General features: G+C 54.5%; 21 protein-coding genes. 6 read left to right on the top strand and 15 right to left on the bottom strand.

Annotated elements, in window-relative coordinates; genetic code table 11:
- Positions 1 to 96: 96 nt before the first annotated feature.
- The 10 genes from emrR to HV242_RS18190 all read right to left on the bottom strand — a co-directional run bounded on the left by emrR (position 97) and on the right by HV242_RS18190 (position 10,188).
- Positions 97 to 627, bottom strand: coding sequence for a multidrug efflux transporter EmrAB transcriptional repressor EmrR (gene emrR, locus HV242_RS18235; RefSeq protein ID WP_014171323.1), 531 nt, complete (start codon positions 625 to 627; stop codon positions 97 to 99).
- Positions 628 to 941: 314 nt separating this feature from the next.
- Positions 942 to 2,126, bottom strand: coding sequence for an MFS transporter (locus HV242_RS18230; RefSeq protein WP_014171322.1), 1,185 nt, complete (start codon positions 2,124 to 2,126; stop codon positions 942 to 944).
- Between the two features lie 149 nt (positions 2,127 to 2,275).
- Positions 2,276 to 3,274, bottom strand: coding sequence for a glycine betaine/L-proline ABC transporter substrate-binding protein ProX (proX, locus tag HV242_RS18225; protein WP_014171321.1), 999 nt, complete (start codon positions 3,272 to 3,274; stop codon positions 2,276 to 2,278).
- Positions 3,275 to 3,283: 9 nt separating this feature from the next.
- Positions 3,284 to 4,348 (bottom strand): glycine betaine/L-proline ABC transporter permease ProW, encoded by a 1,065-nt coding sequence (gene proW / locus HV242_RS18220; protein WP_014171320.1) that lies wholly within the window; start codon positions 4,346 to 4,348, stop codon positions 3,284 to 3,286.
- Positions 4,341 to 5,543, bottom strand: coding sequence for a glycine betaine/L-proline ABC transporter ATP-binding protein ProV (gene proV / locus HV242_RS18215; protein WP_020883862.1), 1,203 nt, complete (start codon positions 5,541 to 5,543; stop codon positions 4,341 to 4,343). The genes proW and proV overlap by 8 nt, the downstream gene beginning before the upstream one ends.
- A 333-nt stretch (positions 5,544 to 5,876) precedes the next feature.
- A complete protein-coding gene (gene nrdF / locus HV242_RS18210; RefSeq protein ID WP_050737210.1) occupies positions 5,877 to 6,836 on the bottom strand; it encodes a class 1b ribonucleoside-diphosphate reductase subunit beta in 960 nt (319 codons plus the stop codon).
- A gap of 9 nt (positions 6,837 to 6,845) precedes the next feature.
- Positions 6,846 to 8,990, bottom strand: a complete 2,145-nt coding sequence (gene nrdE / locus HV242_RS18205) for a class 1b ribonucleoside-diphosphate reductase subunit alpha (RefSeq protein WP_050737209.1) — start codon at positions 8,988 to 8,990, stop codon at positions 6,846 to 6,848.
- The gene (gene nrdI / locus HV242_RS18200) at positions 8,963 to 9,373 is read right to left on the bottom strand and encodes a class Ib ribonucleoside-diphosphate reductase assembly flavoprotein NrdI (RefSeq protein WP_047366128.1); all 411 of its coding nucleotides are present in this window, start codon (positions 9,371 to 9,373) and stop codon (positions 8,963 to 8,965) included. Before nrdI ends, nrdE begins: the two co-directional genes overlap by 28 nt.
- Positions 9,370 to 9,609 (bottom strand): glutaredoxin-like protein NrdH, encoded by a 240-nt coding sequence (gene nrdH, locus HV242_RS18195; RefSeq protein WP_020883865.1) that lies wholly within the window; start codon positions 9,607 to 9,609, stop codon positions 9,370 to 9,372. Before nrdH ends, nrdI begins: the two co-directional genes overlap by 4 nt.
- 252 nt (positions 9,610 to 9,861) lie before the next feature.
- Entirely contained in the window at positions 9,862 to 10,188 is a 327-nt protein-coding gene (locus tag HV242_RS18190) for a DUF883 domain-containing protein (RefSeq protein ID WP_050737208.1), read from the bottom strand.
- A gap of 160 nt (positions 10,189 to 10,348) precedes the next feature.
- Between HV242_RS18190 and HV242_RS18185 the strand changes: the two genes are divergently transcribed.
- Positions 10,349 to 10,693, top strand: a complete 345-nt coding sequence (locus tag HV242_RS18185; protein WP_006811693.1) for a DUF2002 family protein — start codon at positions 10,349 to 10,351, stop codon at positions 10,691 to 10,693.
- 32 nt (positions 10,694 to 10,725) lie between these two features.
- Here the strand turns inward: HV242_RS18185 and alaE are convergent, their stop codons facing one another.
- Positions 10,726 to 11,175, bottom strand: a complete 450-nt coding sequence (gene alaE, locus HV242_RS18180; protein WP_020883866.1) for an L-alanine exporter AlaE — start codon at positions 11,173 to 11,175, stop codon at positions 10,726 to 10,728.
- A 493-nt stretch (positions 11,176 to 11,668) separates the two neighbouring features.
- On the opposite strand from alaE, the gene stpA reads away from it, so the two are divergent.
- Positions 11,669 to 12,073: a DNA-binding protein StpA gene (gene stpA / locus HV242_RS18175; RefSeq protein WP_044858472.1), complete on the top strand. Its 405-nt coding sequence runs from the start codon at positions 11,669 to 11,671 to the stop codon at positions 12,071 to 12,073.
- A 38-nt stretch (positions 12,074 to 12,111) separates the two neighbouring features.
- On the opposite strand, the gene HV242_RS18170 is transcribed toward stpA, so the two are convergent.
- The 3 genes from HV242_RS18170 to HV242_RS18160 all read right to left on the bottom strand — a co-directional run bounded on the left by HV242_RS18170 (position 12,112) and on the right by HV242_RS18160 (position 13,201).
- Positions 12,112 to 12,291, bottom strand: a complete 180-nt coding sequence (locus HV242_RS18170; protein WP_014171310.1) for a YodC family protein — start codon at positions 12,289 to 12,291, stop codon at positions 12,112 to 12,114.
- 79 nt (positions 12,292 to 12,370) lie between these two features.
- Positions 12,371 to 12,892, bottom strand: a complete 522-nt coding sequence (locus HV242_RS18165; RefSeq protein ID WP_014171309.1) for a rhodanese family protein — start codon at positions 12,890 to 12,892, stop codon at positions 12,371 to 12,373.
- 9 nt (positions 12,893 to 12,901) lie between these two features.
- On the bottom strand, positions 12,902 to 13,201 hold the full coding sequence (locus HV242_RS18160) for an ArsR/SmtB family transcription factor (RefSeq protein WP_014171308.1): 300 nt from the start codon (positions 13,199 to 13,201) through the stop codon (positions 12,902 to 12,904).
- A gap of 179 nt (positions 13,202 to 13,380) precedes the next feature.
- Between HV242_RS18160 and HV242_RS18155 the strand changes: the two genes are divergently transcribed.
- Entirely contained in the window at positions 13,381 to 13,539 is a 159-nt protein-coding gene (locus HV242_RS18155; protein WP_063858695.1) for a YqaE/Pmp3 family membrane protein, read from the top strand.
- Here HV242_RS18155 and HV242_RS18150 read toward each other — a convergent pair.
- Positions 13,536 to 14,465 (bottom strand): LysR substrate-binding domain-containing protein, encoded by a 930-nt coding sequence (locus HV242_RS18150; protein ID WP_050737207.1) that lies wholly within the window; start codon positions 14,463 to 14,465, stop codon positions 13,536 to 13,538. The genes HV242_RS18155 and HV242_RS18150 overlap by 4 nt on opposite strands.
- A 320-nt stretch (positions 14,466 to 14,785) precedes the next feature.
- On the opposite strand from HV242_RS18150, the gene HV242_RS18145 reads away from it, so the two are divergent.
- The 3 genes from HV242_RS18145 (at position 14,786) to HV242_RS18135 (ending at position 18,454) form a co-directional block, all read left to right on the top strand.
- Positions 14,786 to 15,391 (top strand): ankyrin repeat domain-containing protein, encoded by a 606-nt coding sequence (locus HV242_RS18145; protein ID WP_047366136.1) that lies wholly within the window; start codon positions 14,786 to 14,788, stop codon positions 15,389 to 15,391.
- Positions 15,392 to 15,497: 106 nt separating this feature from the next.
- Positions 15,498 to 17,039 carry an acyl-CoA synthetase FdrA gene (gene fdrA / locus HV242_RS18140; protein ID WP_050737206.1) on the top strand — a complete coding sequence of 514 codons (1,542 nt, stop codon included), beginning with the start codon at positions 15,498 to 15,500 and terminating at the stop codon, positions 17,037 to 17,039.
- A complete protein-coding gene (locus tag HV242_RS18135; protein ID WP_050737205.1) occupies positions 17,039 to 18,454 on the top strand; it encodes a YlbE family protein in 1,416 nt (471 codons plus the stop codon). The genes fdrA and HV242_RS18135 overlap by 1 nt, the downstream gene beginning before the upstream one ends.

Genomic DNA, 18,454 nt, shown 5'->3' with positions numbered 1-18,454 from the left:
TCGGCTGAGCCGAGCTGTTGTCAGAAAGGCCAGCAGTGTGACGTGCTGGCCTGTCGGTTTTCTTATGAGTCTGGGATTGTTGAGCGTGTTGTCGCGTTAGCGCAGCGCCTCTAGAACAGCGCCGTCTTCATCCATCTGGTCCAGACGGGTCAGCAGCTTGCGAGTAATGTGCTCAAGCTGGTCGCGCTCGGTGGTGCTGAGGGCAGACCACAGTTGATGCAGGCAATTATGCTGAGGTGGCAGCACCTCACGCAGGAATTGGTGACCTTTGTCGGTCAGCTGCAGATGCAGGCAGCGGCGATCGTTATCGCTTTCACGGCGTTCAATCCAGCCGCGTTTTTCCAGTTCATCGGCAATACGGGTGGCATTAGTACGGGATGAACCCAGCGCGCAGCTCAGCTCTGACGGCTGAATGCTGTGATTTTCCTGAGACTCCAGCGTAATTAACGCCATAAACAACGTCTCGTTAATCCCTTGAGCTTTCAGCATTTTATTACGATTTTCCAGTAGCTTACCCTGCATGTGCATGCACAGGCGGGTCAGCAGGATCTCCTGATACGGGAAGTCCTCATGACGACTGGCGCGGAATTTAAGCATTTGTTCAATGGGCGTAAACGAACTATCCATTTGGGCATAACCTCATTAATTACAGCCGATATAGTAACGATAGTGACAAATAATGTAAATGAATTATTTGTGCGGTTATATCCGCCAAACTTATGTCACCATCAGAAAGCGCCGGGTAAGTCCGTGACCCGGTGAGCACAGAGAGCGTTGGGAGTGAACCCGCGGAAGAGAGGATGTGAGGACGGGGGTCTGAACTATTCATGCCGGTAGAAAATATGTCACCCACATTAAAATTTCTGGGATAAATGATTACGTTTACATTAACAGACTGCAGGGCCCCTTTACACCCTAAGAGGCCCAAAGCAATGTAAAACTTAGTTAATTACGTCCTGGCGATGGTACCCACGCCACCATACTAGCAGATTCAGCGCGGCGACGATTGCCCCTATCCCGCACACGCCTGACCAACCGGCATGCTGCCACGCCGAGGCTGAAATTAACGAACCCGCTGCGCCGCCAATAAAATAGCTGGTCATGTATCCGGCCGTGAGGCGGTTACGCGCCTCTGGCTTCACGCGGTAGATGACGGTCTGGTTAGTGATATGCACGCCCTGCACGGTGAGGTCGAGTACCAGAATACCGACGATCAGCGCCAGTACAGAGGTATGTCCATACCAGATGGCTGCCCAGGAGAGCAGGAGCAGAACCAGCCCGGCAGAGGTCGTCAGATGGGATTTGCCTTTATCCGCCAGTCCGCCCGCCGGACGCGCGCCCAGGGCTCCCGCAGCGCCCGCCAGACCAAACAGACCAATCACCGCTTCGGAATAATTGAACGGCGGCGCGGCCAGCAGAAACGCCATTGAGGTCCATAAGATGCTGAAGTTGGCGAAGGTCAAACAGCCCAGCAACGCACGTGTACGCAGCAGTTTATCGTGTGTGAAGAGGCTGAAAACGGAGGCGAGAAGCTGCGGATAATTAAGGTGATTTTCCTGCTTCACCTTTGGCAGCCCGCGCCACAGGGCAAGCGCCATCACGGCCATCAGTACGCTCGCCACCCAATACACGGTACGCCAGCCACCAAGACTCGCCAGCAGCCCGGCGACGGTCCGCGCCAGCAAAATCCCCAGCAACAGGCCGCTCATGATTGTTCCCACCACCTTGCCGCGCTTTTCCGGTGAGGCGAGAGTGGCGGCGAGCGGAACCAGAATCTGCGCCACGACGGAGAACAGACCCGTTAACGCGGTGCCGATAATCATCATCGTTAACGAGTGGCTGCTGGCGGTGATCAGCATCCCGCCAGCGGCCAGCAAGGTCATGGAGACAATCAGCATCCGACGTTCAAACATATCGCCCAGCGGCACGAGGAAAAGCAGCCCGGCGGCATAGCCAAGCTGCGCGGCGGTGACAATAAAGCCAGCTGAGCTGGCAGAAAGGTTAAATGCGCGGGCGATAGTATCGAGCAGTGGCTGCGCGTAGTAGTTACTGGCGACTGCCAGACCCGTTGCCACGGACATTAAAAGGATGAGTGCCGGGCTAAGCCCTTGAGTTGTTTTAGTCATCAGGTTCAGGAATCGTGAGTTAAGTGATTATTTTTCCGTGAACCATAATAGCGAATGATTGTGAATGTGGTGGGATTGTTACGTGCTGGATCGTGCGGTTTAGGGGAGTTAACCCTCTCCCGTGGGGAGAGGGCAGGTCTGAAGGGCTCTTATGACTTCTGCGCGTCCATCGCTTCTTTTACCCAGCCATCAAACTGCTGCTGGTGGGCTTTGATCCAGCCATCCACGTGGCCTTTGATGTCAGCTTCGGAGGATTTCCCCGCGTGCATCATCGCGTTCTGGGCGTTGATGTCCGCCAGAGGCAGTTTCATCACCGAGAACAGTTTCGCTGCCGCCGGGTTTTTCTCAGCCCAGGCTTTGTTAGCAACGATATGCATCGTGTTGACCGGGAAGCCATAGTTCATGCCGTTTGGCAGTTTGGTGTCGATATCTTTCTGTTCGCCCGGCAGGGAAGAGAAGGGGACCTGCAGCCACACCACGTCTTTCCCCGGCTTTAGCACGTCGCTCACCCAGTACGGTGTCCAGGTGTAATAGATAACCGGTTTACCCTCTTTGAAGCGGGCAATGGTGTCGGCCATCATCGCCGAGTAGTTACCGTGGCTGACGTCGACCGTTTTCGCCAGGTCAAAGGCTTTGTTCTGGTGATTAATCACCGCCTCACAGCCCCAGCCCGGCGAGCAGCCCATCATGTCAGCTTTGCCGTCACCGTTGGTGTCGAACAGTTTGGCAATCTTCGGATCTTTCAGCTGCTCGATATTGGTGATGTGGTACTGGTCAGCTGTTTTCTTGTCGATCAGATACCCCTGGGCCGCACCGGTCACGAAGGTGCCTTCGCGGTAGAATTTCTTATCCCCGCCGGCGGCGGCATACATATCGTCGTGCAGCGGCTGCCAGTTGACGGCAGTAAAGGTGGCGTCACCGGAGGCAATCGAGGTGTAGCCCACGTTGTAATCCACTTCACTTGGGGTGTTGACCGTATAGCCCAGTTTTTCCAGCGCGCGGCTGACTAACAGCGTCTGGAAGGTCTCTTCTGAAATGGTGCTCTGCACCGGTTGCACGGTAATGCCTTTGCCCGGCAGGTCTGCAGCAAACGTGCTGGTGGAGACAAGGGTGGCAAACGCTGTGGCAAAAAGTACGCGATGTCGCATCGTTGTTCCTTATTTTCTGAATGGGCGGGTGATTAACCCGACAGGGCCGGTGCTATACCAGCGACGGTTGCCGCGACTGCGTGAATCACGACCGACAGCCTGCGTCAGGCGGTCAAGGATGATGGCGAGGATCACAATGCCGACGCCGCCCACGGTGGCCAGTCCCATATCAAGACGACCAATGCCGCGCAGCACCATCTGACCCAGCCCGCCGACGGCGATCATTGAGGCAATCACCACCATGGAGAGGGCCAGCATCAGCGTCTGGTTGACACCCGCCATGATGGTTGGCATCGCCAGCGGAAGCTGAACTTTGAACAGCATCTGGCGCGGGCTGGCACCAAATGAACGCGACGCCTCGATAAGATCGGCCGGTACCTGGTTAATCCCGAGTATCGTCAGACGAATGACCGGCGGCAGGGCGAAGATAATGGTCACCACGACGCCCGGCACGTTGCCGATACCAAACAGCATCACGATCGGCACCAGGTAGACAAACGCGGGGGTGGTCTGCATCGCATCCAGCAGCGGACGAATAATCTTCGCCGCCCGCGGACTGCGCGCCAGCCAGATCCCCATCGGCAGGCCGATAGCGACGCAGAAGAGCAGGGCGGTGAGCACCAGCGCTAAGGTGATCATTGCCTGCGACCAGGCGCCAATCGCGCCGATGGCTATCAGTGAGATCAGCGTGGCGACACCCATGCCAGCGCTGCCAAACTGCCAGGCAATCAGGGAGAAGAGCACAATAGCGACCGGCGCGGGCATGCCGAGCATCAGCTGCTGGAAACCGTTCAGGATGTAATCCACCGGTACGCGGATCCCCTGGAAGACCGGACGGAAGTGAGTCACTACCCAGTCGATCCCCTCCGTGACCCAGCTATCCAGCGGGATCAGCGTCTTATGAAACGGATCCATAATATTGAAGTGCTCTGGCGCAGGGGCCGGTGCACTGTTGAGCCAGTCCGCCGCGCCGCCATCGGTTGGCGCAGGCGTGGAAGACCCCCACGCATCGGCAGATTGAGCAGCGCTGTCCGCCGCCTCGGTGGTTCCCCACGGGTTAGATTGATCAGCCATTGTTTGTCCCCTCGCGATCTAAAGCCTGCAGCAACATGCGTTTTGAGATGATGCCGACGTACTGTTGTTCCTCACTGACTACCGGTACGGCACACGGGGCCTGACCAACGTGAGAGAGCAGCTCGCTGAGCGGCGTTTCGGCGTCCACGGCAAGCGGGGAGTCGATAACCGCCGCATCAATGCCCTGGTTTTCGCTGAGTGCGGTTTTCAGGGAGTCGATGGAAACAATGCCAACAAATTTATTACCGCGTTCGATCAGATAACCGTATTCCCGATCTTCATCCTGCAACAGTTTCAGTGCAGAGCGCGGACCAAAGCCCGGTGTTTTGCGGATAAGACCGTTCGGTGAACGACGGGCGATATCTTTCGCACTAAAGACCTGACTAATATCCACGCCGCGGAAGAAGGTGCGCACATAATCATTGGCCGGATTATTCAGAATTTCATCCGGCGTGCCGACCTGCACCACTTCACCATTTTGCATAATGGCAATACGGTCACCAATACGCATGGCTTCATCAAGATCGTGGGAAATAAAAACAATGGTACGTTGATGTTTAGCCTGTAATTTTACCAGCTCATCCTGCATCTCGGTGCGAATTAATGGATCGAGTGCCGAGAAGGCTTCATCCATTAATAAAATGTCTGGGTTAATGGCTAATGCGCGGGCTAATCCGACACGCTGGCGCATCCCGCCGGAAAGCTCATCCGGGTAGGCATGCGCATAATTCTCGAGGCCTACCTGACGTAATGCATCCAGCGCTTTTTCCTGACGTTCATTAGCGGTAACGCCCGCTAATTCCATGCCAAAGGCGGCATTATCCAGAACCGTCATATGCGGCATCAGCGCGAATGACTGGAACACCATTGCAATCTTCTTTCTGCGCACCTCGCGAAGTTCAGCCTCTGATATTCTGGCGATATCAACGCCATCTATCAGCACCTGTCCACGGGTGGGTTCAATCAGGCGATTGAGAAGGCGAACCATAGTGGATTTACCCGAACCGGATAACCCCATGATGACAAAAATCTCGCCTTCTTCAATGGCCAGACTGGCGTCTTTAACGCCAAGCGACAGCCCGGTTTTTTCCAGAATTTGCTCTTTTGAAAGGCCTTTCTCAATATATTTGAATGCGCGCTGAGGATGCTCGCCAAATACTTTATAAAGATTTTTCACTTCTAATTTAATTGCCATGCAATAGAGAGTGTCCTGTTATTTGTTTATGTCGATATCATTACCATGGTAAATAGTTAACTGGCATTACCCTAACATACTGAGAATCTGAGACAACCCTGGGTTTGCTTATGGCAGGAATTTTGCCGTAAGCGAAACGGCTGAATTTCCCATGAGTAAAGGGCTGAGCGTGGTTTGAATTTTTCTGAATTTTTTGCTTTTGCACAGCGAAATTTCGCCTGAATCGGAGTGATTCAGGCGAATATGAACGGGGAATTACAGTGTAGTTGCCCGTGAAATATTAGGGAGGAAATTGTTAGATTTATATTAAATTAATGAACGTTAATCCGCTCATTAAAAATCCCAGTCCTCATCTTCGGTCTCCACCGCTTTGCCCATCACATACGACGAACCAGACCCGGAGAAGAAATCGTGGTTTTCATCGGCGTTGGGTGACAGTGCCGCCAGGATCGCCGGGTTCACGTCGGCCATTTCCGGTGGGAAAAGCGCTTCGTAGCCGAGATTCATCAGCGCTTTATTGGCGTTGTAGCAAAGAAACGCTTTTACCTCCTCCTCCCAACCGGTACCGGCGTACAATTCTTCGGTATAACTCAGTTCGTTCTCGTACAAATCCATCAGCAAATCGAGGGCAAAACCTTTTAACGCTTCGCGCTTTTCTTCGCTGACGTTCTCCAGCCCTTTCTGATATTTATAGCCGATGTAGTACCCGTGTACGGCTTCATCACGAATGATGAGGCGAATTAAATCGGCGGTGTTGGTCAGCTTGCCGCGGCTCGACCAGTACATCGGTAACCAGAAGCCAGAATAGAACAGGAAGGATTCGAGAAACACGCTGGCAATTTTCTTCTTCAGCGGTTCGTCGGCCTGATAATACTCCAGCACCAGGCTGGCCTTTCGCAGCAATGACTCGCTTTCTTCGCTCCAGGTGTACGCCGCGTCCACATCTTTGGTCTGGCACAGCGTCGAAAAAATCGAGCTGTAGGAGCGGGCATGGACCGCCTCCATAAAGCTGATGTTCGACATCACCGCCTCTTCGTGAGGCGTCAGCGCGTCGGCCATCAGCGCAGGGGCACCGACGGTATTTTGAATGGTGTCCAGCAGCGTCAGACCGGTGAACACACGGATCGTCAGCTGCTGTTCGGCGTGGCTGAGGGTTTGCCAGGCCGGAATATCGTTTGAAAGCGGGACTTTTTCCGGCAGCCAGAAGTTGCTGGTCAGGCGGTTCCACACCTCCAGGTCTTTATCATCCTGAATTTTATTCCAGTTAACGGCACTCACGCGTGACAGTTTCATCCTTTCTCCTTACAGCGCGCAGGACACGCAGCCTTCAATTTCGGTGCCTTCCAGCGCACGCTGGCGCAGGCGAATGTAGTAGAGGGTTTTGATCCCTCTCTTCCAGGCGTAAATCTGCGCCCGGTTGATGTCGCGCGTGGTGGCGGTGTCCGGGAAGAAGAGCGTCAGCGACAGCCCCTGATCCACGTGTTTTGTCGCCTCGGCGTAGGTATCAATAATTTTCTCAGGACCAATCTCATACGCGTCCTGATACAGGGCCAGATTGTCGTTGGTCATAAACGGGGCAGGGTAGTAAACGCGCCCGGTCTTACCTTCCTTGCGGATCTCAATCTTCGACACAATCGGGTGGATACTCGACGTGGCGTGGTTAATGTAAGAGATTGACCCGGTTGGCGGTACGGCCTGCAGATTCTGGTTATAGATGCCGTAACGCATCACATCGTCCCGCAGCTGCTGCCACATCTCGCGGGTAGGCAGGAGAACCCCGGCATCGGCAAAAAGCTGGCGCACTTTGTCGGTTTTCGGCTGCCAGTCTCCTTCCAGATATGGCCTGAAGTACTCACCGCTGGCGTAACGCGACTGTTCAAAGCCCGCAAAGCGCTGGTTACGCTCGCGCGCCAGCATCATTGAGGTATGCAGCGCATGCCAGGTAATGGCGTAAAAATAGAGGTTGGTGAAATCCAGTCCTTCCGGGCTACCGTAGGCGATACCTTCCCGCGCCAGATAGCCGTGGAGGTTCATCTGCCCAAGGCCGATGGCGTGCGAGGCGGCATTACCGGCTTCAATGGACGGCACGCTGCGGATGTGGCTCATGTCTGACACCGCGGTCAGCCCGCGAATGGCGGTCTCCACCGTGCGGCCAAAATCGGGGGAATCCATGGTGTGGGCAATATTCAGCGACCCGAGGTTACAGGAGATGTCTTTGCCGATGTCGGCGTAGTCCAGGTTTTCGTCATACGTAGATGCGCTATTCACCTGCAATATCTCCGAGCAGAGGTTGCTCATATTGATTCGCCCGGCAATCGGGTTCGCACGGTTGACCGTATCTTCATACATGATGTACGGATAGCCGGACTCAAACTGAATTTCGGCCAGCGTCTGGAAGAAATCGCGGGCGTTAATGTATTTCTTACGAATGCGATCGTCGGCCACCAGATCGTGATACAGGGCGCTTATCGCCACATCACCAAACGCTTTCCCGTAAATACGCTCAATGTCGTATGGGGAGAAGAGCGCCATCTCGGCATTTTCTTTGGCGAGTGCAAAGGTGATATCCGGAATCACCACCCCAAGCGACAGGGTCTTAATGCGGATTTTTTCATCGGCGTTTTCACGTTTGGTATCCAGGAAGCGCAGGATATCCGGATGGTGCGCATGCAGATAGACTGCCCCCGCGCCCTGACGCGCCCCCAGCTGGTTGGCATACGAGAAAGCATCTTCCAGCATTTTCATGACCGGAATCACGCCGGAGGACTGGTTTTCGATACGCTTAATTGGCGCACCGGCTTCACGCAGGTTCGACAGCAGAAACGCCACACCGCCACCGCGTTTAGAGAGCTGCAGCGCCGAATTCACCGCGCGACCAATCGACTCCATATTGTCTTCGATGCGCAGCAGGAAGCAGGAGACCAGCTCGCCGCGCTGAGCTTTTCCGCAATTGAGAAAGGTCGGTGTGGCGGGCTGGAAACGGCCGGAGAGCATCTCATCCATCAGGCGTTCTGCCAGGGTTTCATCGCCCTGCGCGAGCGTCAGGGCAACCATCACCACGCGGTCCTCGAAGCTTTCAAGATAGCGTTTGCCGTCGAATGTTTTCAGGGTATAGCTGGTGTAAAACTTCCATGCGCCAAGAAACGTCTGGAAACGAAAACCGCGGCTATGGGCTTGCCCGAACAGCGTCTCCACAAAGGCATGATCGTACCGGGCCAGCACGCGCTCTTCGTAATAGCCTTCCTTGACCAGATAATCGAGACGTTCATTCTGGCTTGCAAAGGTCATGCTGTTGGGGCGGACGTGGGTGGCGATAAACGCCTCCACCGCCTCATGATCTTTGCCAAACTGAATGTGCCCCTCACGGTCATAGAGGTTCAGCATTGCGTTTAATGCGTGGTAATCCGGTATCGCCTGAATTACACGTTCTGCGGTTGTCGTTGCCAAAATTCGTTCACTCCTTTACGCACGTTCTCTACGTCCTGCTGTGTCCCCATCAGTTCAAAACGATAGAGATACGGCACGCCGCATTTTTGAGAAATGACATCCCCGGCACGGCCAAAGGCATCGCCGAAATTGCGATTGCCCGCCGCGATAACGCCGCGAATAAGCTGTCGGTTGTGGGGATCGTTGAGAAAGCGGATCACCTGACGAGGCACGGCCCCCGCGGTGCCACCTCCACCATAGCTCGGGACCACCAGAATGTAGGGGGCGTCTGCCCGGATTCGTTCCCGCTCATTAAGCGGGATACGTATCGCAGGCAGCCCGACGCGCTCAATAAAGCGGAGCGTGTTTTCCGAGCTGCTGGAGAAGTAGACCAGCCCACTCATGCCCTGGCGGCCTGGGCGGCGAGGCGGTTAATCATGTCGGGGCGAAAGCCGGACCAGCTGGTCTCCCCGGCGACGACGACCGGCAGCTGGCGAAAACCTTGCGCCCGCAGGGTATCGGCAGCTTCGGGCTGCAGGTCAATGTTCACCATCTCAAAGGCCACTCCACGGCTTTCCATTGCACGTTTTGTCGCGTGGCACTGAACACAATCGTTACGAGTGTAAATAATAATGCTCATGATTCGTATTTCCATTTAAAATGAGAGAGCGGCGCGAATCATCGCGTCAGGTTGTGTGTATCTTGCTAAAGGGAATACTAGATGTAGTTGTCGTAAGATTCAACCATACAAGATATGGGAATTTCAGATTGATATAGCCCCGATGATGAGCACAGCGGGGCAGGGCGGGCTGTACGGCTTTTTCAGGCGCGCAGGCAAAGAAAAGCCCCGGGGGCTGACGCGACCGGGGCGGATACGGACAGGCTGAGACGACTATTTGCGCAGGCTAAGCAGCGCCCCCACGAAGATACCCACCGCGGCTACCGTACCAAGCGTACAGAGGGGTTTTTCGCGAACGAAGGTATTGGCGCAACTGATGGCATCGCAGGCAGCCTGCGTGGTGCGCGAACGCCTATTCATGCGGGCGCGGGTTTCACGTAGCAAAGACTGAGCCTTACGTTTTGCGGCATCCGCTTCGTCCTTCGCACCGGAACCCCAGGATTTCAGCACTTCTTCCAGCGAGTCCGCTAATTGGCTGACATCGTTACGAATATCCTGCGTGTCGTCGTTAATATCGTTTCGGTTCGGTCTGTTAAACATACGATCCTCCGTAATTTTGCGTTCCCGTTTAGTTTAGTCCAGAAATTTAATATCTGAAGCGCGTCACGCGTTATCTGGCAGTTTATGGAATATTCTGAAAGCCCTGCTAATGCTGAATACTGTAAGGTTGCCGGGCAGGAAAAGATAACGAGGAAAAGATATGTATTTACGACCTGATGAGGTGGCGCGCGTTCTTGAAAAAGAGGGATTCACCATGGATGAGGTGACATCAAAAGCGTATGGATATCGCCGTGGCGAGAATTATGTTTACGTTAATCGTGAAGCAAGAATGGGACGTACCGCTCTCATTATTCACCCGACGCTGAAAGACAGAAGTTTGTCATTTGCTGAGCCTGCCTCGGATATTAAAACCTGCGATCATTATCAGCAATTCCCACTGTATTTAGGTGGTGAAACGCATGAACATTATGGTATTCCGCATGGCTTCAGTTCGCGTATGGCGCTGGAGCGGTTTTTGAAGGGACTGTTTGGCGACGTACAGTAAATCTGCGACTGGCATTCGCCAGTCGCCTCACATCATGCTTTGGCCTGGCTGTACTGGCTGACCTTAAACAGGCGGCGACAGTAGTCGAGAAAATAGCCATACACCGCACCCATCAGCATTGAAATCACGATATTTGAACTGACCGCAGCGACGATTTGATGCCAGTCTGCGCCCACTGTCAGCAGAATAGCCACGTAAACCGGCGACTGGAACGTCACGTATGCCAGAACGTCGGCGAGGTTTTTCACCCACCCTGACGGGCTAATACGACGCGCAAAGCGCATGACCGCATCGCGGTATAATCCGTAAGGCCACGCAATAATAATGTTGACCGGAATTGCCACCAGACGAGAAGAAAGTGACTGCTCAAAGGACATTCCGGAGAGGAAAATTTCGATCAGCATGTTCACGACGGAACAGTAAACAACCATCGCGAAGGTATCCGCTACCGCATGGCGCAGGCGAGATTGCGGTGAGAACATGTCTGAACTCCTTGAGAAGAACACAATAGAAACGATTTTCCCTCAGCGGTTAGTGCTTTAGGTTGGTTTGTCAGGCGTGTATAGCGTATATCTCTGCCTTTGAACTAACAACTAGTTATTAATTTTTATTTAGTCGCGTTTTGTCCACAAAATTCTCTAAAATTGCGTGTTTTTTGTTCGGTTCGTTATAATCTGTCCCTGTCGTCAGTTTTTGTATGTAAATCAATCTGTTGATCTTGAGCGTGTCGAAGCGAACGTTCTGCCCGAACGACGGCAGTGCGGCATGCTTTGATTTGGATTAAATCTAACCGTTTATACTGAGATAAAGATTGAATCCGGCGGTATCGACAGTTATCCGCGGATATTATTAAACGCGATATTTTAAAACATTTACATTTTTAGCAAGACGTGCCCGCGGGTAGATATTCCAGGCGAAATGAATTATTCTCTTGTCGATTTTTCGATTTACCCTAAAGAAAAGGTTTTCAAATATATGTCTTTGACGTTACAGAATCTTAATAATATCCGAACTCTGCGTGCGATGGCGCGTGAATTATCCCTGGACGTTCTTGAAGAAATGCTGGAAAAAGTCAGGGTCGTTGCTGAAGAGAAACGGAGTGAGCTGGCGGAATTAGAGCAACAACGCGCTGAGCAGCAGGAAAAAATTAATGCCCTGCTGGAACTGATGAAAGCTGATGGTATTTCACCGTCCGATCTCCTCGGTTCAGATTTGGCGCAGGCCGGTAAGCCAGCGAAAAAACGTAAACCGCGTGAAGCGAAATATCGCTTTATTGATCTCAACGGTGAAGAGAAAACATGGACCGGTCAGGGGCGTACGCCAAAGCCTATTGCCAATGCACTGGCAAACGGTAAATCACTGGATGATTTTCTGATTTAATCCATGAGCCGGGCGGAGGACTCCGCCCGGTTGCCTGTTTAGCAGACGCCGAAATCACCCTCTTCGGTATACAGGGCCAGGTCTGCGGCCTTCAGGGTAAATTTCTCGCCTTGCTCATTGCTGGCCTGAACCGCCACAACGCTATCGCCGTTCACTTCGAGTACTTTCAGTTTTGGGCCGCCTTTACGCGGTTGCACATAATCACCGACAGAAAACATACTACCTCCTCATCGTTTCAATGATCTTCACCTTAGCCCACGTCTGATGCCGGGTACAGCGTATTTCACCGATTACTGCTTACGAGGTACGCCGGTTCCAGGGCATCACTTTCAGCAGTCTCGCCATTCCGCAAAACCCGGTCAGCCCGGCAAACAGCAGCCCGGCCCCCACAAAGCCGCTCAGCAGGAAAAAGCCGCTGGAGAGCGTAAAGCCCAGCACGACCCCGCACAGGGTGAGCAGCCCGGCGGCAATTTGCACCTGACGCATCAACGGCAGCGGCTGTGACGTGTCTTCCTGCGTGATCAACCCGGCCTGCTTCCACCCCTGAATTCCGCCTTCAACGATAAACGCCTGAGCGGGCGCGGCAGCCTGAGCAAGGCGGGCTGCGTTCGAGGATGTCCGGGCGCCAGACTGGCAGTGAAAAATCACCGTTTCGCCCGCGTGCGTCTCAAGCCCGCCGGGTAAGGTGTCCAGCGGCACGGACCGGGCGGCGGGAATATGCTCGCGGGCATATTCGTCGGGATCGCGAATATCGATCAGTTTTGCACCTTCAGCAACGAGCGCATTGGCCTGCTGGGGTGAAATGAGCGGTAGTGACATGGTGGCTCCTTACGGGCAATAGAGGCTTTTCAGGGTGCTGATCAGCTGATGCACCGCATCGTTTTTAATGAAATACAGAATGCGCTGCGCTTCACGGGTGCTGTCGATAAGCCCCTCTTCACGCATACGCGCCAGATGTTGTGACGTGGCGGATGGGCTAAGCCCCGTCGCCCGCGCCAGATCGCCCGCGCTGGTACCCGGTGCACCGCACAGCATGCAGAGGATCAGCAACCGACGCGGATTGCTCATCGCTTTTAACAGGGCTGCGGCCTGTCCGGCGCTGGCCTGAAGTTGTTCGAGTTCAGTCATGTTAGTTTAGTCTTTTCTTAATTAAGTAAACTCTAAACTAATGGGGAGGATTAAGCCAGTGTCAAAAGCGTAAAAGAGGGTAAAAGGGCGATAAAGAGATGGCGCAGGCCGTTAAACTGGCTACGCTTAGAGAATGTTCTCTTTTTTATTTTCAATTGGTTAGCTTGCACGGAGTCGTTATGGGTTTTTGGCGTATTGTCTTTACTATTATCCTGCCACCGCTGGGCGTGCTGCTCGGCAAAGGGTTTGGCTGGGCGTTTATCATTAACATCGTTCTGACCTTAATGGGCTACATCCCTGGTCTTATTCACGCGTTTTGGGTGCAAAGCAAAAACTAAGTGCGCCACAATAGATCGCTGTATATCCCGGTCAGCACGCCCTGTGGACCAAACTGCTGTTTGATCCAGCGCGTGACCTGGCCGGTCGCCGCATGCTGCGTGGCAAGCAGCATGCGTGAATCCTGACGCGGATTATTGATTCGCCGCGTGACCAGCAGCCCGTCCTCCACCGCCTCGCGGGCCATATACTCCGGTAAAAAACCAATCCCGTCCCCAAGGATCTGACACTGGCATTTGGTGTTGAAGTCGGGCACCAGAATCGCCTCCTGGCCGTGCAGCAGCCAGCCGACCTTCTTGTTTATGGTGTGCGCCGTGTCTTCCACCATGATGTTGGGGTACAGACGCAGCTGGCTTTCGGCTATCGGCTCCGGCACGAAGGCCAGCGGGTGTTCCGGCGCGATGGCGAATACCCAACGGATGGCACCGATCTCGGTGTAATCAATGCCGCCGCCGTCGAGCAGCGTATCCGGTGCGCCAATCGCGATATTGGCCTGGTTGTTGATAATGGAGTCCCAGACGCCGTTGTAGACCTCAGTCGTGACGGTGATCTGGCAGGTAGGAAACTGTTTTTTCAGCACCTGCAGCAGCCGTGCCGTATGGCGTGGGGTGTACAAAAGCTGGTTGATGCAGATGCGGACCCGCGCCTCAATGCCCTGCGAAATGGTGTCTATCCCGCGCTTAATGGCATGAAAATCATTCAGCAGGTCGGTCGCTTTACGGTAAAAGTAAAACCCCGACTCGGTCAGCTCAATGCTGCGCGTATTGCGTACAAACAGCACCACATCCAGCCCGGTCTCCATTCGCTTGATGGTGTAACTGATGGCAGAGGTGGTTACGCCAAGCTCGGTGGCGGCTTTGCTGAAGCTGCCAAAGCGTGCCGCCGTGGTGAAGGCCAGCAGGTTCTCTTCAGTAAAGATGGAATTCATATTACGGCTCCTGTTAGCCATCAGTTTTGAACATATTTTAACAGCGCTGTTACAACGCATATGACGGCGGTCACAGTTCTGATTATTTGCGTCGAGCCGCGTCATGTCAGGCTTCATCAGGCATAAGCAGAATGCTGCCTGAGGCGAATAAAAGCGCTAAAACATAAGTAAAAGATTGCACGGCCGCACATTTTGGCTGAATTGTTGAATTTAACTCAATAATGAATTGACTGTCGATGAATGATTTTTAAGCGGATTCTTTTCTCACCAGGCTGTTGCTATTCTCAGGTCATGAGCAATACATCATGGGGAGTCTGAATATGTCTGCGAACGAACTCGTTACTGAATTTTTGCTGGCGGCAGAGCAGGGCAATATTGACGGGCTAAAAGCCTGCCTTGAAAAAGGTGTCGATATTAATGTCACTCAACGCCAGAAAAGAACGGCCGTTATTATTGCCAGCCTGAAAAAGCATTATGACTGCGTGGCATTTTTAATTGCCGCCGGAGCAGATATTGATCAACAGGATCAGACCTGTTTTAATCCCTTCCTGATTAGCTGCCTGACAAATGATTTAACCCTGCTGCGGATAGTTTTACCCGCCAACCCGGATCTTGATCGCCTGACCCGCTTCGGTGGCGTCGGCATTACGCCTGCCAGCGAGAAAGGGCACGTTGAGATTGTGCGCGAGCTGCTGGAGAAAACCGATATTAACGTCAACCACACCAACTTCGTGGGCTGGACGCCGCTACTGGAAGCGATTGTCCTCAACGATGGCGGCGCGAAACAGCAGGAAATTGTAAAACTGTTACTGGATAACGGCGCAAATCCGCACATGACCGATAAATACGGCAAAACCCCGCTCGAACTGGCGCGGGAAAAAGGCTACCACCAGATAGCAGACCTGCTGCTGGCTGCAGGCGCGTAATTCCTTCGGCCAGCCTTTTCCGGCTGGTCGCTCATTCAGACAGTATTTTACCGACGTGCCTATTGCACGACGGCGGCCCCCTTTTATCCTCATTCAGGAGAAAATAATGCCCACCAAAATCGTCATAAAAAAGAATACTTATTTTGACTCGGTGTCATTGATGTCGGTTTCCACGAAGGCCAATAAATTGCCGGGCGTTGAGCAGGCTTTTGTGGCTATGGCGACAGAAATGAACAAAGGCGTATTAAAAAATCTCGGGCTATTAACGCCGGAATTAGCGGATGCCAAAAACGGCGACTTAATAATTGTGATTAAAGGCGAGGCGGCGAATGACGAAACGCTGGCAGCCATCGAAGCGCTTTTCACCCGCAAGGAGAGCTGCGGGAGCCATGAAGCGCGTTATGCCACCCTTGCCAGTGCGAAAACCCATCGTCCTGAGAGCAACCTGGCGGTGATTTCGGTAAACGGCACGTTTGCCGCCCGCGAAGCACGTCAGGCGCTGGAAAACGATCTCAACGTCATGCTCTTCTCCGACAACGTCAGCCTTGATGATGAACTGGCGCTGAAGCAGCTGGCACACCAGAAAGGGCTGCTGATGATGGGGCCGGACTGCGGCACGGCCATTATCAACGGTACCGGGCTGTGCTTCGCCAATGCGGTGCGCCGCGGACCGATCGGTATTATCGGGGCGTCCGGGACCGGCAGCCAGGAGCTGAGCGTGCGGATCCATGAATTCGGCGGCGGCGTGTCGCAGCTGATTGGCACCGGCGGGCGCGATCTGAGCGAAAAGATAGGTGGCCTGATGATGCTGGATGCCATCGCGATGCTGGACGCTGACGACGCCACCCAGGTGATTACCCTCATCTCTAAACCGCCTGCGCCGTCGGTGGCAGAAAAAGTGCTGGCCCGCGCCCGCACCTGCCGCAAACCGGTGGTGGTCTGTTTCCTCGGTCGTCATCAGCCGCCGGCTGATGAAGGCAACCTGCAGTTCGCCCGTGGCACCAAAGAGGCGGCGCTGAAGGCCGTGCTGTTAACGGGGGTGAAAAAAGAGTCTCTTGACCTGCATCCGCTGAACTGGCCACTGATCGAAGAGGTGCGTGCCCGGCTGACACCCCAGCAGAAATACATCCGCGGCCTGTTCTGCGGCGGCACCCTGTGCGATGAGGCCATGTTCGCCGCGCTGGAGAAGTTCGACGACGTCTACAGCAACATTCAACCCGATCCGGCAAAACGGCTGGACGATATCAACGTCAGTAAAGCCCACACCTTCCTTGATTTTGGAGATGACGATTTCACCCACGGCAAACCGCACCCGATGATCGACCCGACCAACCGCATCAGCCGCCTGTTGCAGGAGGCGCGTGACCCCGAGGTGGGCGTGATCGTGATGGACTTTGTCCTGGGCTTTGGCGCGCACGAGGATCCGGTCGGCGTGATGCTTGAGGCCATAAAAGAGGCGCAGGCGACGGCGAAAGCCGATAACCGTCCGCTGGAAATTCTCGGCTATGTGCTCGGAACCGACCAGGACTCACCGTCCCTGGCACAGCAGTGTCAGCTTCTGACCGAGGCAGGGGTGATCTGGGCGAGCAGCAGCACCAACACCGGATTACTGGCACGTGAATTTGTCTTTAAAGGGGAGACTGCCTGATGACGACCTTATTTAACCAGCCGTTGAACGTGATTAACGTCGGTATCGCGCTGTTCAGTGCGGATCTCAAAAAGCAGCATATCCCCGTGACCCAGCTCGACTGGACGCCGCCGGGGCAGGGGAATTTGCAGGTTGTAGAGGCGCTGGATCAGCTGGCCTTTGCGCCACTGGCTGACAAAATCGCCGCCGCCAATAAGATTGCCCTTGAGCGCATTATCCAGTCCCATCCGGTGCTGGTGGGCTACGACCAGGCAATCAACGTCGTGCCGGGCATGACCCGCACCACCATTCTGCACGCCGGTCCGCCCGTCAGCTGGGAAAACATGTGTGGCGCAATGAAAGGGGCCGTGACCGGGGCGCTGGTGTTTGAAGGGCTGGCACGCGATATCGACGACGCGGAGCGCGTGGCGGCGTCAGGGGCGATCACCTTCTCGCCCTGCCACGAGCACGACTGCGTAGGCTCAATGGCGGGCGTCACTTCGGCATCGATGTTTATGCACATCGTTGAGAACAAAACCTACGGCAACCGGGCGTTCACTAACCTTAGCGAGCAGATGGCGAAGATCCTGCGCATGGGCGCCAACGACCAGAGCGTTATTGACCGCCTGAACTGGATGCGTGACGTGCTCGGCCCGATGCTGCGCGATGCCATGAAAATCATTGGTGAAATCGACCTGCGCCTGATGCTGGCCCAGGCGCTGCACATGGGCGACGAGTGCCATAACCGCAACAACGCCGGCACCACGCTGCTGATCCAGGCGTTGACGCCCGGGCTGATTCAGGCCGGGTATCCGGTGGCACAGCAGCGTGAGGTGTTTGAGTTCGTCGCCAGCAGCGATTACTTCTCCGGCCCGACGTGGATGGCGATGTGTAAAGCCGCCATGGATGCCGCACACGGTATTGAGTACAGCACCGTGGTCACCACCATGGCGCGTAACGGCTACAAGTTCGGCCTGCGCATCTCCGGGCTGCCGGGGCAGTGGTTCACCGGCCCGGCGCAGCAGGTGATGGGGCCGATGTTCGCGGGCTACAGGCCGGAAGACTCCGGGCTGGATATTGGCGACAGCGCCATTACCGAAACCTACGGTATCGGTGGTTTTGCGATGGCCACAGCCCCGGCGATCGTGGCACTGGTGGGTGGCACGGTGGATGAAGCCATCGATTTCTCCCGTCAGATGCGCGAGATCACCCTCGGCGAAAACCCGAACGTCACCATTCCGCTGCTCTCGTTTATGGGCATTCCAACCGCCATCGACATCACAAAAGTCGCGGGCAGCGGCATTCTGCCGGTCATTAACACCGCCATTGCCCACAAAGACGCAGGTATTGGCATGATTGGGGCGGGCATCGTTCACCCGCCGTTTAGCTGTTTTGAAAAGGCGCTGTTGACCTTCCGCGATCGCTACTTTTTATAA

It is taken from the genome of Enterobacter sp. RHBSTW-00593 (assembly GCF_013784105.1).
Classification (GTDB): domain Bacteria; phylum Pseudomonadota; class Gammaproteobacteria; order Enterobacterales; family Enterobacteriaceae; genus Enterobacter; species Enterobacter ludwigii.
The sequence above is the reverse complement of the archived record's forward strand: the minus strand, read 5'-3'. Positions and strand labels throughout refer to the sequence as shown.

Coding starts and splice junctions, on each gene's coding strand:
- nrdH (WP_020883865.1), bottom strand. CDS start 9,609: ATGAGCATTATTATTTACACTCGTAACGATTGTGTTCAGTGCCACGCG.
- proW (WP_014171320.1), bottom strand. CDS start 4,348: ATGGCTGATCAATCTAACCCGTGGGGAACCACCGAGGCGGCGGACAGC.
- nrdF (WP_050737210.1), bottom strand. CDS start 6,836: ATGAAACTGTCACGCGTGAGTGCCGTTAACTGGAATAAAATTCAGGAT.
- HV242_RS18165 (WP_014171309.1), bottom strand. CDS start 12,892: ATGTCACTACCGCTCATTTCACCCCAGCAGGCCAATGCGCTCGTTGCT.
- HV242_RS18135 (WP_050737205.1), top strand. CDS start 17,039: ATGACGACCTTATTTAACCAGCCGTTGAACGTGATTAACGTCGGTATC.
- proX (WP_014171321.1), bottom strand. CDS start 3,274: ATGCGACATCGCGTACTTTTTGCCACAGCGTTTGCCACCCTTGTCTCC.
- HV242_RS18190 (WP_050737208.1), bottom strand. CDS start 10,188: ATGTTTAACAGACCGAACCGAAACGATATTAACGACGACACGCAGGAT.
- emrR (WP_014171323.1), bottom strand. CDS start 627: ATGGATAGTTCGTTTACGCCCATTGAACAAATGCTTAAATTCCGCGCC.
- HV242_RS18185 (WP_006811693.1), top strand. CDS start 10,349: ATGTATTTACGACCTGATGAGGTGGCGCGCGTTCTTGAAAAAGAGGGA.
- HV242_RS18170 (WP_014171310.1), bottom strand. CDS start 12,291: ATGTTTTCTGTCGGTGATTATGTGCAACCGCGTAAAGGCGGCCCAAAA.
- alaE (WP_020883866.1), bottom strand. CDS start 11,175: ATGTTCTCACCGCAATCTCGCCTGCGCCATGCGGTAGCGGATACCTTC.
- nrdI (WP_047366128.1), bottom strand. CDS start 9,373: ATGAGTGGGCTGGTCTACTTCTCCAGCAGCTCGGAAAACACGCTCCGC.
- HV242_RS18230 (WP_014171322.1), bottom strand. CDS start 2,126: ATGACTAAAACAACTCAAGGGCTTAGCCCGGCACTCATCCTTTTAATG.
- HV242_RS18150 (WP_050737207.1), bottom strand. CDS start 14,465: ATGAATTCCATCTTTACTGAAGAGAACCTGCTGGCCTTCACCACGGCG.
- HV242_RS18160 (WP_014171308.1), bottom strand. CDS start 13,201: ATGACTGAACTCGAACAACTTCAGGCCAGCGCCGGACAGGCCGCAGCC.
- HV242_RS18145 (WP_047366136.1), top strand. CDS start 14,786: ATGTCTGCGAACGAACTCGTTACTGAATTTTTGCTGGCGGCAGAGCAG.
- fdrA (WP_050737206.1), top strand. CDS start 15,498: ATGCCCACCAAAATCGTCATAAAAAAGAATACTTATTTTGACTCGGTG.
- HV242_RS18155 (WP_063858695.1), top strand. CDS start 13,381: ATGGGTTTTTGGCGTATTGTCTTTACTATTATCCTGCCACCGCTGGGC.
- stpA (WP_044858472.1), top strand. CDS start 11,669: ATGTCTTTGACGTTACAGAATCTTAATAATATCCGAACTCTGCGTGCG.
- proV (WP_020883862.1), bottom strand. CDS start 5,543: ATGGCAATTAAATTAGAAGTGAAAAATCTTTATAAAGTATTTGGCGAG.